Origin of the sequence: Methylobacterium sp. WL19, assembly GCF_008040005.1 — a bacterium.
In the GTDB taxonomy this organism is placed as follows: domain Bacteria; phylum Pseudomonadota; class Alphaproteobacteria; order Rhizobiales; family Beijerinckiaceae; genus Methylobacterium; species Methylobacterium bullatum.
Map to the genome: position 1 here is coordinate 1 of NZ_VRVC01000121.1, position 15,059 is coordinate 15,059.

The following is a 15,059-nucleotide window of genomic DNA, read 5'->3' on the forward strand; positions in this document are numbered from 1 at the left end:
CTGGGCCTCGGCCGGATGAGCGAGGCGGTCCGCGCCCGGTTCGCCGAGGCCGCCTCGCTCGCGCGGGAGAGCGAAGCGCCGGCCCCGAAACCCGTCGGATGAGACGGGCGGATCGACCGCCACGCGACCCCCCTTTCGACCGCCATGCGCCGGGGTATATGGCGGTACGCGACGTGAAAAAGCCCCGCCTGGTAAGGCGGGGCCGATGGCGGTGACTTTGAAGCCGTGCGACGTGGATCAGGCTGCGAGCTTCAGGGCTTCGGGAGCGTTGTCATTCACGAGGACGAGCTCACCGGCCGTGACGGTGGAGGTGCTGGTCGTGGGGGTCAGGCGATCGGCGACGAAGGCCACCAGGGAGATGTTGGCGGCAGCGGCGACGGCGACGGCGGTGAGAATGAGAGCGGTCATATCGGTGTTCCTCGTGGCGATGCGTTTGCGTTGCAGCATGTATGACAGCCTCCCCGCCTTGCTGGTATACCAAACGCCAAATACCACTCATGCAGCCCGCGCATGGAATGCACACTATCCCGCGAAGCCCTGCATTTCACGCACTATGATGCATGTCGGGCAGCACGCCCGATCCACCCTTCTCCTGCCCTAAGGTCCCAGCCCGATGCCCCGCCCCACCTCGGCCGTCCTCGCCCTTCTGCTCGCGGCATGGTCCTTCGACGCACGAGCACAGGATGCGAACCGGGTGCGGGCGATGAACGCGGTGAGCGACCTGGCGCGGGCGCACCGCGAGCAGACGGAGACGCTCCGGCGTATGGAGACGGTCCAGCGCGACCGGGCCAGAGCGGATGACAGGACCCGGCGCAACGCCGAGCGGGACAGCCGTTCGATGCGCCGCTTCGACCGCTGAGCCGGCGTCGACTCGAAGCCTTCCGCCCTCCCCCGCGCCCTCCAGTCGTCGGAATCCGGCGGATGGTCCCGACCTGAGGGTCAGAGCCGGGTGGCGAGGGGACGCTGACGTTTCGGCCCGAAGCCGACGTTTCGCCTCCGACGCGAGAATCCTGAGACATCCGATTGCGGAAGTTTTCAAAGCCGACGCTCGTGCATCTCGCCGGCGCGGGGACAGACTAAACAGCAACATCGTAGCAAGACGCGACGCGATGAGACGCTGCGCCAAGGGTTTCGGTCACCTGGATAGCGTCCGCCCCTATGCGAAAGGTCGAAAAATGGTCAATTGCCCTTAGAATTTTTTACCGAGGGGAAACTTACAATGGGCAACGGAAAGACGCTTGGCTATTTCGGCGATGTTCTGACAATTGCAAATACAGCCGTCAATTTGATTGGCATGATTCCCGGCCTCGAAATTCCAAGCGAGTTAAAGGCGATCTTTGGCGAAGAAGAGGATCCGACGCAGGCATTTCTTGAGGGAATGGATCAGAAGCTAGATTTGCTTTCTCGGCAAGGCGATGAAATCCTCGCGGAAATCAATCAACTCGGTGAAGGTATCAATTACGATAATAAGATGGAGATTTCGTCGCTTGCTCAAGCGTCAAAATCACATCTCGACCAATACATGAATACGAGCCCCTCCGATCCAAAGCACGCTGATTATCGATCCCTGGCGATCGATAAATCGACCGATGCGCTCTCCATGGCGATCGAGTTCGCCGGGAAACCGGGTGCCGACGCCGGGCTCGTCATGCCAGCCCTCCTGTCCGCGCTCGCCGCTCGGATCAACGTCATTCGCGAGATCGAAGACGGCGCGACATCGGGTGACTTCAAGGAGACACTGAATGCGGGAATCAATGCACTCCATGAAACAGTCGCCTCGTATAAGAATGAAGTTTTAGAATTTGCAAAACAACCCGATCAGGACAAAATCGGCGCCAAAGTCTATTTAATCAATGGCAAGGTCCTCCTCGATGTTTGGTACGATAACGGTGAGGCGGGCGGCCTTAGAACATACCAGCAGGAAATCGTGATCGGCGCGCAAGGATCGGCGGATCATAAACTCATGGACACTGCCTTGACGCCCGCGGTACCAATCCCAGGCGCCCCCGGACACTATTATGACCGCGATATAACAAATTACGACGTTATAAAAAGTCTTTTTACGAGCCGCGGACTGGAACAACAATTCAACGACAAGGAGAGCAGCTGGCTGAATGAGTATTTTTACCCACAAAGAGGGGTCACAAACCTTGAAAAAGCCGTCGATACCCTGCGACAGCTGACGAGCGGCCAGCACAAGTTCGATGTCGCCGACTCGATCGGCAGGACAATCGAGATCGATCACCCGACATATGACAAGGCGCCCAACACGCTGGAAGGTTACGCCGGCAACGATACGCTCATCGGGGGTGATGGCAACGACACGCTCAAGGGCGGCGGTGGCAACATCGATTATACGGTCTTCGGCGCCAATGGTGACGGCCACGATACCCTCTACGGCAAGGGTGGCGACGACATCATGCTCGGCGGCACCGGCAACGATGTGCTCGACGGTGGCGCGGGCAACGACCGTCTCGATGGCGGCGCCGGCAGCGACACGGCGAGCTACAAGTCGGCGACCGTTGGCGTGACCGTCTCCCTCGATTTGCAGGGCTGGCAGGAGATCGTCCCCGAAAAGGTGACCGTGTTCCAACCGGACCCTTACCCCGGCGAGGGCCCCGGAGGCATCGTAACCCCCCCTCCCGTCATAACGACGATCCGGGCGGAAAAGGATCGCCTCCTGAGCATCGAGAACCTCGAAGGCAGCAGGTTCAACGACCGTCTCACGGGCAACGTCCTGAGCAACACGATCCACGGCGGCGCCGGCAACGACGACATCGACGGTCATCTCGGTGCGGACCGGATGTACGGCGAGGCCGGCAACGACACCTACGTCGTCGATCAATCCGGCGATCGCGTCTTCGAAGCGAAGGATGCCGGGCAGGACACCGTCAAGACGAGCGTCAGCTACGTCCTCGCTGCCGGACAGGCGATCGAGACCCTGGCCACGGCGAAAGCGACGGGCACGGGCGCGATGAACCTCACCGGAAACGAGTTCGCTCAGGCGCTTGTCGGCAACAACGGCGCCAACCTCCTCGATGGCAAGGGCGGCGCCGACACGATGACCGGGTATGCGGGGAATGATACCTATGTCGTCGACAATGCCGGCGACGTTGTCGTCGAGGCGGCCGATCGCGGCATCGACGCCGTCCGCTCGTCCATCAGCTTGACCTTGGCGGCCAACGTCGAGACCCTCACGCTAGTCGGCACGGCTGCACTCAACGGCACCGGCAACGCTCTCGCCAACACTCTCACCGGCAATGCCGCCGCCAACCTCCTCGACGGCAAGGCCGGGGCCGACACCATGGCCGGCGGCGCGGGATCGGACACCTACATCGTCGACAATATCGGCGACAAAGTCGTGGAACTGAGCGACGCCGGCACCGACCTCGTCAAGGCATCCGTGTCCTTCTCGCTCGGGGGTTCCCACGTGGAACACCTGACGCTCACCGGCACCGGGAATCTCAGCGCCACCGGCAACTCGCTCGATAACGTCCTCAGGGGCAATGGCGGCGTCAACGTCCTCGACGGTAAGACGGGCGCGGACACGATGATCGGCGGTGCCGGCTCCGACACCTACATCGTCGACAACATTCGCGACAAAGCCGTGGAGGGGAGCGACGGCACCGGCATCGACCTCGTCAAGGCGTCGGTGTCCTTCTCGCTAGGGGGTTCCCACGTGGAGAACCTGACGCTGAACGGCACCGGCAACCTCAACGCCACCGGCAACACGCTCGTCAATGATCTCAAGGGCAATGCCGGCGCCAACCATCTCGACGGTGGCCTCGGGGCGGATACGCTGACGGGTTTGGCCGGCGAGGATACCTTCGTGTTCAGCACGAAGCTCGGCGCGACCAATATCGACCACATCACCGATTTCTCGGCCGGGATCGACACGATCCAGCTCTCGAAGAGCATCTTCGCGGCGCTCTCGGCCGATGACCTCGCGGCGGCGTTCAAGGACCTGAGCGTGACCGGTGCCAAGATCGATGCGGACGACCGCATTCTCTACGATCACGACACCGGTGCCCTGTCCTACGATGCCGATGGCAGCGGCACCACGGCCAAGGCGGTCCAGTTCGCCATCATCGACAACCACGATAAGGCGACGCTGACGCACCTCGATTTCCTGCTGGCGTAAGCGTCCCGACACGCCCTGGCCGAATGAGACTCATTCGGCCAGGGCCATTCCGACCGTCGAAGCCCTCGGCCACCCTGCCCGGGTTCTGCCAAGTGTCGAAAGCAGCCCCGGGAGCGGGGACCAAACGTCAGATTTTCGTCACTCGGACTGACCGCTCCGCTCTCACTCGTCCGTCGAGAACATCTCGTCGAAGGAATAGCCGGAGCCGCGCACGGTGCGGATCGGGTCGCTCTGGCGCGGGCGGTTGATAGCCTTGCGCAGGCGGCCCACATGCACGTCCACCGTGCGCTCGTCGATATAGACGTCGTGGCCCCAGACCCCGTCGAGGAGTTGCTCGCGCGAGAATACTCGGCCGGGGCTCTGCATCAGGAATTCAAGGAGCTTGAACTCGGTGGGGCCGAGATGGATCTCGCGGCCCTGGCGGCGGATGCGGTGGCTGACGCGGTCGAGTTCGATATTGCCGGCGATGAGCAGGTCCGCCACGTGGCTCGGCTTGGCCCGGCGCAGGAGCGCGCGGACCCGGGCGAGCAGTTCCGGCACCGAGAACGGCTTGACGATGTAATCGTCGGCGCCGGTGCCGAGGCCGCGGATGCGGTCGCCCTCCTCGCCGCGCGCCGTCAGCATGATGACCGGCAGCCGCTCGGTCTCGCGCCGGGCGCGGATGCGGCGGCACAACTCGATGCCGGAGAGACCGGGCATCATCCAGTCGAGGAGGACGAGGTCGGGAACCTGCTCCTGAAGGCGCAGATCGGCCTCGTCGCCGCGGGCGGCGGTGTCGACGACGAAGCCCTCCGCCTCGAGGTTGTAGCGGAGGAGAAGGGTGAGGGCCTCCTCGTCCTCGACGATCAGGATGCGCGTACTCATGCGGGTGTTTTCAGGGTGAGGGCGGCCGTCCCGTCACGCACGGGACGGCCGCGCGACGATCGTGCCGGAATGGCCCGACCGGAGGGACGGTCAGGCGCTGGCGGGCAACGACACGGTGGCGTAGTTCGATGCGTCGTTCTTCGGGCGATCCTGTTCGGCCAGTTCGTTCGTGCCGGTGACGAGGTAGTGGATCGTCTCGGCGATGTTGGTGGTGTGGTCGCCGATCCGCTCGATGTTCTTGGCGCAGAACAGTAGATGCGTGCAGAACGAGATGTTGCGCGGGTCTTCCATCATGTAGGTCAGCAATTCGCGGAAGAGCGAGTTGTAGAGCGCGTCGATGGCGTCGTCACGCTCCCAGACGTCGAGGGCGGCCTTCACGTCCTGGCTCGCATAGGCGTCGAGGACGTCCTTCAGCTGCTCCTGCACTAGGTCGCCCATGTGCTGGACGGCGATGACGATCTTCTGCGGCTGGATCTGCTCGGCGATGGCCACCACGCGCTTGGCGACGTTCTTCGACAGGTCGCCGATGCGCTCCAGATCGTTCGAGACGCGGATGGCCGAGACCGTCTCGCGCAGGTCGATGGCGAGGGGCTGACGCTTGGCGATGAGCAGGATCGCCCGCTCCTCGATCTCGTGCTGGAGGGCGTCGAGGCGCTTGTCGGCGCCGATCACCGCCTGGGCCAGGGGCACGTCCCGGCGTACCAGGGCGTTGCCGGAATCGGTCATCATCTTCTCGGCGATCCCGCCCATCTCGGAAATCGAGCGGCGCAGGTTTTCCAGTTCCGTATCGTAGGAACTGACGATGTGGTTGGGCATGCTCGCACTCCTCGACCGAGGCCGCCTCGGGCGGCCTGCATCGCGTAGGATCGGGTCCGGTGCCGCGGACGCGGCCCCGGCGGGCTCAGCCGAAGCGGCCGGTGATGTAGTCCTGGGTCTGGCGCTTCTCGGGGTTCATGAAGATCCGCGTGGTGGGGCCGAACTCCACCAGCTCGCCGAGATACATGAACGCCGTGAACTGCGAGATGCGTGCCGCCTGCTGCATGTTGTGCGTGACGATGACGATCGTGAACTCGGAGCGCAGCTGCTCGATCAGTTCCTCGATGCGGCCCGTGGAGATCGGGTCGAGGGCCGAGGTCGGCTCGTCGAACAGGATCACCTCGGGACGCTGGGCCACGGTGCGGGCGATGCAGAGGCGCTGCTGCTGGCCGCCGGAGAGGCCCATGCCGGACTGCTTGAGCTTGTCCTTCACTTCGTCCCAGAGGGCGGCCTTGCGCAGGGATTCCTCGACGCGGACGTCGAGATCGGCCTTGGGCAGCTTCTCGTAGAGGCGCAGGCCGAAGGCGACGTTGTCGTAGATCGACATCGGGAACGGCGTCGGCTTCTGGAACACCATGCCGATGCGCGAGCGCAGCTCGTTGAGATCGACCTTGGCGTCGAGGACGTTCTGGCCGTCGAGGAGGATCTGCCCCTCGGCGCGCTGCTCGGGGTAGAGGCTGTAGATCCGGTTGAAGGTGCGCAGGAGGGTCGACTTCCCGCAGCCGGACGGGCCGATCAGCGCGGTGACCTGGCGGTCGTGGAAGTTGAGGTTGACCGACTTCAGGCCGTGGAACGAGCCGTAATAGAAGTTCAGGTCCTTCACGGCGATGCGCACGGGGGCCTGCTCGTCGGCCTTGTGGCGGCCGGTCAGCTGAGCTTGCGTGATCGCGGGAGCGGCGTTCATCGGGTGCGTGTCCTTGTGGAGGGCGGGATGGGACGGGGGCGCGGGGTCAGCGCGCCCGCTCGCTCTTGATGACGAAGCGGGCCACGATCGAGAGGGCGAGGATCGTGGCGGTGATGAGGAGGGCGCCGGCCCAGGCGAGCTGCTGCCAGTTCGAGTAGGGCGAGAGGGCGAACTGGTAGATCATCACCGGAAGGTTCGGGATGCCGCCCATGAGGTTGGGCGAGAACCAGCTGTTGTTGTTGAGCGCGGTGAAGAGCAGCGGCGCGGTCTCGCCGGCGATGCGGGCGAGCGCCAGGATGATGCCGGTGACGATGCCGGCGCTGGCACCGCGCCAGGTGATGCTCTTGATGACGACGGAGGGCGGTGCGCCCAAAGCCGCGCCGGCCTCGCGGAGCGTCGAGGGCACGAGGCGGAGCATGTCCTCGGTGGTGCGCACGATCACCGGGGTGGCGATGATGGCCAGCGCCACGCCGCCGGCCCAACCCGAATAGGTCCCCATCGGCCGCACCATCAGGGTGTAGACGAACAGGCCGATCAGGATCGAGGGCGCCGAGAGCAGGATGTCGTTGAGGAAGCGGATCACGTCGGCGAGCTTCGAGTGGCGGCCGTACTCGGCGAGATAGGTGCCGGCCATGACACCCACCGGCGTCGCGATGACGATGCCGATCAGGGTCAGGACCACGCTGCCGAGGATGGCGTTGGCGATGCCGCCGCCTTCCGATCCGGGGCCGGGCGTCGGTTCGCTGAAGAGCAGCGGCGAGAAGCCCTTCACGCCCTCGACGATGAGCATGAGCAGGATCGAGCCCAGCACGACGATGCCGATCAGCGTCGCCACGGTGCTTCCGACGATGAGCAGCTTGTCCGCCACGCGGCGGCTCGACCGGACGCGGCTGGCCTTGAGCGGCGGCGCGTCGTTGGTGGTGAGGGTGTTCACGGCGTCCATGGTTCGGGCTCCAGAGGGCTCAGGCGACCTTCACGCGCCGGACGAGCAGGCGTGCGACGATCAGGACGACGAAGGTGATGACGAAGAGGATGCAGCCCAGCGCCATCAGCGAGTTGAGCTGCAGGCCGTCGGCCTCGTTGAACTCGTTGGCGATGCGCGAGGCGATGGTGGAGCCGGGATCGAAGATCGAGCCGGACAGGCGGTTGGCGTTGCCGATGACGAAGGTCACCGCCATGGTCTCGCCGAGCGCGCGGCCGAGGCCCAGCATCACCGCGCCGATGATCGACACGGACGCCTGCGGCACCAGGACGTGGCGGACCACCTCCCAGGTGGTGCAGCCGATGCCGTAGGCGCTCTCGCGCAGCACGGTGGGGATCTGGTCGAGCATGTCGCGGGTGATCGAGGCGACGAAGGGCACGATCATGATGGCGAGGATGATGCCCGCCGTGAGGATGCCGACGCCGGAGGGAACCCGCGCGTAGAACAGCGTGCCGACGATGGGCAGGCCCTCGACGAGGCTCGAGACCGGCATCTGCACGTAATGGGCGAAGAGCGGGGCGAAGATGAACAGGCCCCACATGCCGTAGATGATGCTCGGGACCGAGGCGAGAAGCTCGATCGTCATCGAGACGGGCTTCCTCGCCCAGCCGGGGCAGAGCTGGGTCAGGTAGACGGCGATGCCGATGGAGATCGGCACGCCGATGACGAGGGCGAGAAGGGCCGAGACCAGGGTGCCGACGATGGCCACGAGGGCGCCGTACTGCTCCTGGCCGATGTTCCAGGCGCTGGAGGTGACGAAGCCGAAGCCGAACTCCCTGAAGGCCGGCCAGCCGCCATAGGCGATGGAGGCCAGGATGCCCGCGAGGAAGAGGAGGACCAGCAGCGCCGACGCGTAGGAGGCGGCGCGGAAGAGCTGGTCGCCGAGGCCGCCCGGCTTCTTGCGAGCGGGGGAGCCCGTGCGGGCCAGCGAAATCTGTTCAGTCAAGGCGGCCATCCGACGTCTGCTTCTTCACCTTGAGGGCTCGTATAGTGCGAGGTAGCGAGTGGCGAGGTGGAACACCGCGTCCACTCGTGGCGCAGGCCCAGCGTTTTTGCCGGGCCTGCGCGGTTTCAGGAGTTCAGCTGGAAGGCTGCCTTAGAAGACGGGCTTGCCGTCCTTGCCCTTGATCTCTTTCCACTCGGTGTGGACGAGGGAGACGACGTTGTCCGGCAGCGGCACGTAGTCGAGGTCGGTGGCGAGCTTGTCGCCGTTCTTGTAGGCCCAGTCGAAGAACTTCAGCACGTCGGCGGACTTGGCCGGATCGGCCGGGTCCTTGTAGACGAGGATGAAGGTGGCCGCCGTGATCGGCCAGGCATCGTCACCGGCCTGGTTGACGAGGGAGATGCCGAAGCCCGGGGCGGCCTTCCAGTCGGCGGAGGCGGCGGCGGCCTGGAACGCCTTGTCGTCGGGAGCCGGGAACTTGCCGGCCTTGTTCTGGATCAGCGCATAGCTGAGTTTGTTCTGCTTGGCGTAGGCCGATTCCACGTAGCCGATGGAGTTCGGCACCTGCTTGACGGTGGCGGTGACGCCCTCGTTGCCCTTGCCGCCCTGGCCGGCGGGCCAGCTGACCGTGGTGGCCGCACCGAATTCCTTCTTCCAGCTCTCGGAGACCGCGCTGAGATAGGTGGTGAAGATGCTCGTCGTGCCGGACGCGTCCGAACGGTAGACCGGGGTGATCGGCGAGTCGGGGAGCTTCAGCCCCTGGTTCACCGCGGCGATCTTGGCATCGCTCCACTTGGTGATCTTGTTGGCGTAGATGTCGGCGATGAGCTCACCGGTGAGCTTGAGCTTGCCCGGCTCGACACCGGCGATGTTCACCACGGTGACGACGCCGCCCATGACGGTGGGGAACTGGACGAGACCGTCCTTCTCCAGGGCCGGGCCCTTGAGCGGCGCGTCGGTGGCGCCGAAATCGACGGTCTTGGCCTGGATCTGCTTGATGCCGCCGCCCGAGCCGATGGACTGGTAGTTGAGGCCCGTGCCGGTCTCCTTGCGGTAGGCTTCCGCCCATTTCGAATAGACCGGGAAGGGGAAGGTCGCGCCGGCACCGGTGATGTCGGCGGCCTGAGCGACGGCGCCGAACTGCGCGGTGGCGAGCCCGATGGCGAGGGCGAAATGGAAGGGTTTCACGGTGGCTCTCCGTAATCTGTCCAGGCGCTGTAGGTGCCGCGCTGCAAGAGCGATCCTGCTGCAGCGCACCGTTACCCGCCCGATCATGCTGGCTCTATGACGGAGCCATGACAGATCGATGACAGGGGCTACCCGTTGACCGCATGAGCGGTGTGGGACAGGGAGAAAGCGGGGTGTGGACCGATGCCCGGACGAAGCGGCACGGTTTTGCGGCCTCGTGCGTTATACGATTCGGCGATGGCGACGACGGAGCAGCCCGTCTCGCCAGCCGTCCTGGAAGGTCAGCACCTTGGAGAACGAATCGAGTGTGACACCCACCGGGGGTGATGGCGATGCCGATTTCCTCGCCCTGCATGCGCGCAGGGAGGATCTGGAGCTCGAGCTCACCCGTGCCGAGCAGCGACGACAGTTCGGGACCGATCCGGACGAGGTCGCGAAAGCCGCCGAGGACGAGCGCGCCCTGCTGGCGGAGCTCGACGCGGTGATGACGCTGATCCGTGGCGCCGAATACCAGCGCATGCCGGGGGCTCGCCGCTGGTAGCGGCGACGGGCCGGCCGGGGTGAAGGAACCGTGACCGTCTCAGCCCACGCGGCGGCGGTCGCGTTCCTTGTGCCGGAGGCGCAGCAGGAGGTCGATCTGGCTGTCCGGAATCGGCTGCGTATCGAACGTGTCTTCGTAGATCGCCCGGAGGGTGCCACCGAGATGGTGGCGGGTCGGACTCGTCAGAATCGGCATGCCGTCCGACTCGTTCACAGGCCGGGGATCGGTCTCACCGTCTCCCAGATCCATCACGCGAACTCCCGATGTGCCGACGCGTTTCCATAAGATTCTCTGCGTCGTACCCATACCATCGCGCAAGATGGTTAACCGAAGGTTAAGATCGCGCGTCAGGCATCCGTAGATTGAAGCAGGCGTGCGGCCGCCGCTCGGGCCTCGTCGGTCACGGTGGCGCCGGCCAGCATGCGGGCGATCTCCTCCCGGCGGGCGGGCGCTTCCAGGGCCGAGACGCGGGTGGCGACCCGGTCGCGGCCCTTCACCGGGTCCTTGGCGATGAGGAAATGCGTCTCGGCCCGCGCGGCGACCTGGGGCGCATGGGTCACGGCCACGACCTGCACCCCGGCCGCGAGACGGGCGAGGCGGGCGCCGATGGCATCGGCCACGGCGCCGCCGACGCCGGTATCGATCTCGTCGAAGATCAGGGTCGGGGCCGAGCCCTTGTCGGCCAGCACCACCTTGAGGGCGAGCATGAAGCGCGAGAGCTCGCCGCCGGACGCCACCTTCATCATCGGGCCGGGCCGCGTTCCGGGGTTGGTCTGCGCCCAGAACTCGACGCGCTCGTAGCCCGCCGGGTCGCGCGATTCGGGGTCGGTGACGATCTCGGTGATGAAGCGGGCGCGCTCCAACTTCAGCGGCGGCAACTCGGCCTTCACGGCGAGGTCGAGGGCCTTGGCGGCCTTGCGGCGGCCCTCGCCGAGCTTGGTCGCGGCCTTGGCATAGGCCGCCTCCGCCTGGGCGAGCGTCGCCTCCAGACCGCCGAGGGCCTCCTCGCCGGCATCGATGGCGGCCACGTCCGCCTCGTAGCGCTGGCGCAGGGCGGCGAGGTCGTCCACCGGCACCTGATACTTGCGGGAGGCCGCGCGGAGCGCGAAGAGCCGCTCTTCCACCTGCTCCAGTTCGCGCGGATCGAACTCGGATTCGCGCAGGGCCGTATCGAGGACGGAATGGGCCTCGTCGAGGGCGGACAGCGCGGCGTCGAGGGCGGCGATGCAGGGCTCCACCAGGGCCGGGATCTGGCTCGCCCGCCGCTCCAGCTTGCGCATGGCCGAGGACAGATGGGACACGGCCGAATTCGGGCCGCCCGCCGCCTCGATCGCCTCGGAGAGCTCGCGGGCCACCTTCTCGCTCTGCTGCATGACCATGCGGCGCTCGGCCAGCGAGGTCTCCTCCCCGGCCTGGGGATCGAGCGTCTCCAGCTCCGACGCGGCATGGCGCAGGAAGTCGACCTCCTTGCGGGCGGCCTCCACCCTGGCGCGGTGCTCGGCGAGAGCCGAGCGGGCGGCGCGCACGCGCTTGGCCGCCTCGCCCACCGCCGCGAGGGGAGCCTGCAAGCCGCCGAAAGCATCGAGGATGGCGCGGTGGGTGCCGGGATCGGCCAGCGCCCGGTCGTCGTGCTGGCCGTGGATCTCGACCAGCGTGGCGCCGATGGCCCGCAGGACCTGCACGCCCACGGCCTGGTCGTTGACGAAGGCGCGGGTGCGGCCGTCGGCCATCTGCACCCGGCGCAGGATCAGGTCACCCTCGGTATCGAGATCGGCCTCGGCCGCGAGGCGGCGGGCGGGATGGTCGAGGGGCACGTCGAACACGGCGGTGACGCCGCCCTGCCCTTCGCCGTGGCGCACGAGGCCGCCATCGCCGCGCCCGCCCAGGGCCAGGGCGAAGGCGTCGAGCAGGATCGATTTGCCCGCACCCGTCTCCCCGGTCAGGACGCTGAGGCCTTCGCGGAAGTTCAGGGCGAGCTTATCGATGAGAACGATGTCGCGGATCGCGAGCTGACTCAGCATGCCGCGGGGTGGGCCTCGTTGGATACGGTGGCCACGTCTTACGGCGAAGCGGCGGCCGCTTCACCCGAAAAATGGCCCGCGACCGATATGCGTGTCGTCGCGGGTTGGGCCGATGCGCTTAGCGCGCGTCGGCGGTGCGGCCGATGACGCCGCGATAGACCTTGCTGAGCCAGGAGGATTTCTCCTCGCGGGGCTCCAGGCCGCCGTTCTGGAGGAGCGCGAACGCATCCTTGTACCAGGGGCTGTCGGGGAAGTTGTGGCCGAGCACGGCGGCGGCGGTCTGCGCCTCGGCGGTGATGCCCAGCGCCATGTAGGCCTCGACCAGACGCTCCAGCGCTTCCTCGGCGTGGCGGGTCGTCTGGTACTTGCTCACCACATCGCGGAACCGGTTGATCGCGGCGGGGAAGTTGCGGCGCTCCAGGTAGAAGCGGCCGACTTCCATTTCCTTGCCGGCGAGCTGGTCGCGGGTGATCTGGATCTTGGCCTTGGCGTCCGCCGCGTATTCCGAGGTCGGATATTTCTGGACGAGCTCCTGCAGACCGGCCAGCGCCTTCTCGGAGCGGTCCTGGTCGCGGGTCACGTCGGGGATCTGCTTATAATGCGACATCGCCATCAGGTACTGGGCGTAGGCCGCGTCCTTGCTCGCCGGGTGGCGCTGCAGGTAGCGCTTCGAGGCGTTGATGGCGTCGTCGTATTTGGCGCCCTCGTAATTCGAGTAGGCGGTCATCAGCAGCGCTTTGCGCGACCAGTCGGAATAGGCATAGGCCTTGTCGAGTTCGCCGAATTTCTTCGACGCGCCCTCGAAGTCCTTGTCCTCCATCTTGGCCAGGCCCTCGCTGTAGAGCTTGTCGGCCGGGACGTCGGGAATGACCTCGGGCTTGTACTTCTCGGCGAAGGGATTGATCGAGTCGAGGGCGTCGCAGCCGCCGAGGCCGAAGCCACACAGCGTCAGGAGCACGGCTGCCGTCGCCCCGCGGTTACGATCGTTGAGACGCATTCCGGTTCCCCCAACAGATGCGCCCGGCAAGGGGGCCGCATCGTCAAGCCATCACAAATGTCGGTCGAGCGGCTGACGGCACGGTGCCACGGCCCATGTGCCTCGATGGGGCACACGCGACCTCGCCTCTTGTCACGGACGATTTACCAGTGGCGTCCGATTTGGGCGTGAAAGCGGCGGCCGAGCGGCGGACGTATTCGAAGCGAGGATGTTGCTTGTCGGTTACAGGTCGCTGGCGAAGGCGGCGAGGCTGAGGCCGACGCCGAATTCCGGCCGGGTGGTCTCGCGGCGGGCGCCGGGCGCTTCGACGATGGTGTAGTTGGCGCGGTCGGCGAACAGCGCGTCGAGGACGCCGACATTCATCCGGTGGCCGCCACAATAGGAGCGGTAGGCGCCCTGGATCGGCAGGCCGGCGAGGGCCAGGTCGCCGACGGCATCGAGATACTTGTGACGCACGAACTCGTCGGCGTAGCGCAGGCCCTCGGGGTTGACGACGGCGTTGTCGCCGACGGCCACGGTGTTCTCGAGGGAGGCGCCCAGAGCGAAGCCGGCTTTCCAGTAGCGCTCCACGTCCTTCATCATGCCGAAGGTACGGGCGCCGGCGATCTCGCGGCGGTAGGAGGCGGGGTTCAGGTCCATCGCCTTGCGGCTGCGGCCGATCACCGGGTTGTCGAAATCGATCTCGACGTCGAGGCGGAAGCCCCGGTCGATGGGGCGGAGCTCGGCGAAGGCACGTCCTACCTCGATGCGGACGGTGCGGAGCACCTTGATCCAGCGGCGGGGAGCCCCGCAGGTGGCGATGCCGACGGCGTCGATGGCTTCGACGTAGAGGCGGGCGCTGCCGTCCAGGATCGGCATTTCCGGCCCGTCGATCTCGACGAGGACGTTGTCGATGCCGAGCCCGAAGAGGGCGGACATCAGGTGCTCGATGGTGGCGACCGCGCCGCTCTCCACGTCACCGATGACGGTGCACAACTCGGTGGCGGAGACGCAGGCGTGGTGGGCCTTGATGAGCCGATCGTGGCCCGTGGGCATTCCGGTACGGAGGAAGCAGATACCGTGATTGGCCGCAGCGGGGTGGAGAGTGATCTCCACCGGCTTCCCGGAATGGACACCGATGCCACGCAGCGTGGCCGGGCCCTTGAGAGTGATCTGTTGGTTCGTCCGCATTCCCTAGCCCTCGGCCGTGATCAGGCTCGCTCTCCCTGGATTACGGGATTGCGCCGCCTCTTTGACCCGTCCGCTGCTTGAAGCCCCTGCGAGCGCTGACGGCGAAACCGCCGCGCCTTTTTCGTTCCAAAAATCGTATACGCGGCGGCCGAAGCGTTAGCCAAATCACGCTTTCTTACGCTCTGTTACAGACACGCTTTCCGGAGACGTTCTGGATAACCGTTTCCGGACAAGGACTTAAAACGAGGTTAAGCCCGGGGTCCTGAGACCCCGGGCTTGTTGCATAAAAACCTCAGCGGCTGTCCGGCGTGGCGTTTCAGTTCGCCTGACGACGCAGGAAGGCCGGGATTTCGAGCTGGTCGTCATCCATCAGACGGGGCTGGGGCGCCACACGTCCCTGTGCATCGAGGTTGCCCTGGGCCGGACGATAGGCCGGGGGAGCCGCCACGGGTGCCCGCTTGGCGTATTCCGGCTGGGGGGCCGGCTGCGGGG

Annotated in this window: 14 protein-coding genes; 3 read left to right on the forward strand and 11 right to left on the reverse strand. The window is 65.9% G+C overall.

What is annotated here, in order from left to right:
- Positions 1-237: 237 nt before the first annotated feature.
- On the reverse strand, positions 238-408 hold the full coding sequence (locus FV220_RS19845; protein ID WP_198290806.1) for a hypothetical protein: 171 nt from the start codon (positions 406-408) through the stop codon (positions 238-240).
- Between the two features lie 205 nt (positions 409-613).
- Between FV220_RS19845 and FV220_RS19850 the strand changes: the two genes are divergently transcribed.
- Both FV220_RS19850 and FV220_RS19855 read left to right on the forward strand, forming a co-directional pair.
- Positions 614-859 (forward strand): hypothetical protein, encoded by a 246-nt coding sequence (locus tag FV220_RS19850; RefSeq protein ID WP_056147458.1) that lies wholly within the window; start codon positions 614-616, stop codon positions 857-859.
- A 360-nt stretch (positions 860-1,219) separates the two neighbouring features.
- Positions 1,220-4,141 (forward strand): hypothetical protein, encoded by a 2,922-nt coding sequence (locus FV220_RS19855; protein WP_147832979.1) that lies wholly within the window; start codon positions 1,220-1,222, stop codon positions 4,139-4,141.
- A gap of 162 nt (positions 4,142-4,303) precedes the next feature.
- Here the strand turns inward: FV220_RS19855 and phoB are convergent, their stop codons facing one another.
- From phoB to pstS, 6 genes are all read right to left on the reverse strand, one after another.
- A complete protein-coding gene (gene phoB, locus FV220_RS19860) occupies positions 4,304-5,005 on the reverse strand; it encodes a phosphate regulon transcriptional regulator PhoB (protein ID WP_018041942.1) in 702 nt (233 codons plus the stop codon).
- 90 nt (positions 5,006-5,095) lie between these two features.
- Complete coding sequence (gene phoU / locus FV220_RS19865; protein ID WP_018041941.1) at positions 5,096-5,821, reverse strand: phosphate signaling complex protein PhoU; 726 nt, start codon at positions 5,819-5,821, stop codon at positions 5,096-5,098.
- A gap of 85 nt (positions 5,822-5,906) precedes the next feature.
- Entirely contained in the window at positions 5,907-6,725 is an 819-nt protein-coding gene (gene pstB, locus FV220_RS19870; protein WP_018041940.1) for a phosphate ABC transporter ATP-binding protein PstB, read from the reverse strand.
- A 46-nt stretch (positions 6,726-6,771) separates the two neighbouring features.
- Positions 6,772-7,668: a phosphate ABC transporter permease PstA gene (gene pstA / locus FV220_RS19875; RefSeq protein ID WP_056147466.1), complete on the reverse strand. Its 897-nt coding sequence runs from the start codon at positions 7,666-7,668 to the stop codon at positions 6,772-6,774.
- 19 nt (positions 7,669-7,687) lie between these two features.
- Positions 7,688-8,662, reverse strand: coding sequence for a phosphate ABC transporter permease subunit PstC (gene pstC / locus FV220_RS19880; RefSeq protein WP_018041938.1), 975 nt, complete (start codon positions 8,660-8,662; stop codon positions 7,688-7,690).
- A 141-nt stretch (positions 8,663-8,803) separates the two neighbouring features.
- Positions 8,804-9,838 (reverse strand): phosphate ABC transporter substrate-binding protein PstS, encoded by a 1,035-nt coding sequence (pstS, locus tag FV220_RS19885; protein WP_056147468.1) that lies wholly within the window; start codon positions 9,836-9,838, stop codon positions 8,804-8,806.
- A gap of 307 nt (positions 9,839-10,145) precedes the next feature.
- Here pstS and FV220_RS19890 point away from each other — a divergent pair, with 307 nt between their 5' ends.
- A complete protein-coding gene (locus FV220_RS19890; protein WP_026175607.1) occupies positions 10,146-10,379 on the forward strand; it encodes a hypothetical protein in 234 nt (77 codons plus the stop codon).
- Between the two features lie 39 nt (positions 10,380-10,418).
- Here the strand turns inward: FV220_RS19890 and FV220_RS19895 are convergent, their stop codons facing one another.
- The 4 genes from FV220_RS19895 to lpxC form a co-directional block, all read right to left on the reverse strand.
- Positions 10,419-10,628 carry a hypothetical protein gene (locus FV220_RS19895; RefSeq protein WP_018041935.1) on the reverse strand — a complete coding sequence of 70 codons (210 nt, stop codon included), beginning with the start codon at positions 10,626-10,628 and terminating at the stop codon, positions 10,419-10,421.
- Between the two features lie 98 nt (positions 10,629-10,726).
- Entirely contained in the window at positions 10,727-12,400 is a 1,674-nt protein-coding gene (recN, locus tag FV220_RS19900) for a DNA repair protein RecN (RefSeq protein ID WP_147832980.1), read from the reverse strand.
- A 118-nt stretch (positions 12,401-12,518) separates the two neighbouring features.
- Positions 12,519-13,397 (reverse strand): outer membrane protein assembly factor BamD, encoded by an 879-nt coding sequence (locus FV220_RS19905; RefSeq protein WP_018041933.1) that lies wholly within the window; start codon positions 13,395-13,397, stop codon positions 12,519-12,521.
- Between the two features lie 222 nt (positions 13,398-13,619).
- A complete protein-coding gene (gene lpxC, locus FV220_RS19910; RefSeq protein WP_018041932.1) occupies positions 13,620-14,567 on the reverse strand; it encodes a UDP-3-O-acyl-N-acetylglucosamine deacetylase in 948 nt (315 codons plus the stop codon).
- Positions 14,568-15,059 lie beyond the last annotated feature (492 nt).

Excerpts from the sequence above, each read along its gene's own strand:
- FV220_RS19845 (WP_198290806.1), bottom strand. The coding sequence starts at position 408 with ATGACCGCTCTCATTCTCACCGCCGTCGCCGTCGCCGCTGCCGCCAAC.
- FV220_RS19850 (WP_056147458.1), top strand. The coding sequence starts at position 614 with ATGCCCCGCCCCACCTCGGCCGTCCTCGCCCTTCTGCTCGCGGCATGG.
- FV220_RS19855 (WP_147832979.1), top strand. The coding sequence starts at position 1,220 with ATGGGCAACGGAAAGACGCTTGGCTATTTCGGCGATGTTCTGACAATT.
- phoB (WP_018041942.1), bottom strand. The coding sequence starts at position 5,005 with ATGAGTACGCGCATCCTGATCGTCGAGGACGAGGAGGCCCTCACCCTT.
- phoU (WP_018041941.1), bottom strand. The coding sequence starts at position 5,821 with ATGCCCAACCACATCGTCAGTTCCTACGATACGGAACTGGAAAACCTG.
- pstB (WP_018041940.1), bottom strand. The coding sequence starts at position 6,725 with ATGAACGCCGCTCCCGCGATCACGCAAGCTCAGCTGACCGGCCGCCAC.
- pstA (WP_056147466.1), bottom strand. The coding sequence starts at position 7,668 with ATGGACGCCGTGAACACCCTCACCACCAACGACGCGCCGCCGCTCAAG.
- pstC (WP_018041938.1), bottom strand. The coding sequence starts at position 8,662 with ATGGCCGCCTTGACTGAACAGATTTCGCTGGCCCGCACGGGCTCCCCC.
- FV220_RS19895 (WP_018041935.1), bottom strand. The coding sequence starts at position 10,628 with ATGGATCTGGGAGACGGTGAGACCGATCCCCGGCCTGTGAACGAGTCG.
- recN (WP_147832980.1), bottom strand. The coding sequence starts at position 12,400 with ATGCTGAGTCAGCTCGCGATCCGCGACATCGTTCTCATCGATAAGCTC.
- FV220_RS19905 (WP_018041933.1), bottom strand. The coding sequence starts at position 13,397 with ATGCGTCTCAACGATCGTAACCGCGGGGCGACGGCAGCCGTGCTCCTG.
- lpxC (WP_018041932.1), bottom strand. The coding sequence starts at position 14,567 with ATGCGGACGAACCAACAGATCACTCTCAAGGGCCCGGCCACGCTGCGT.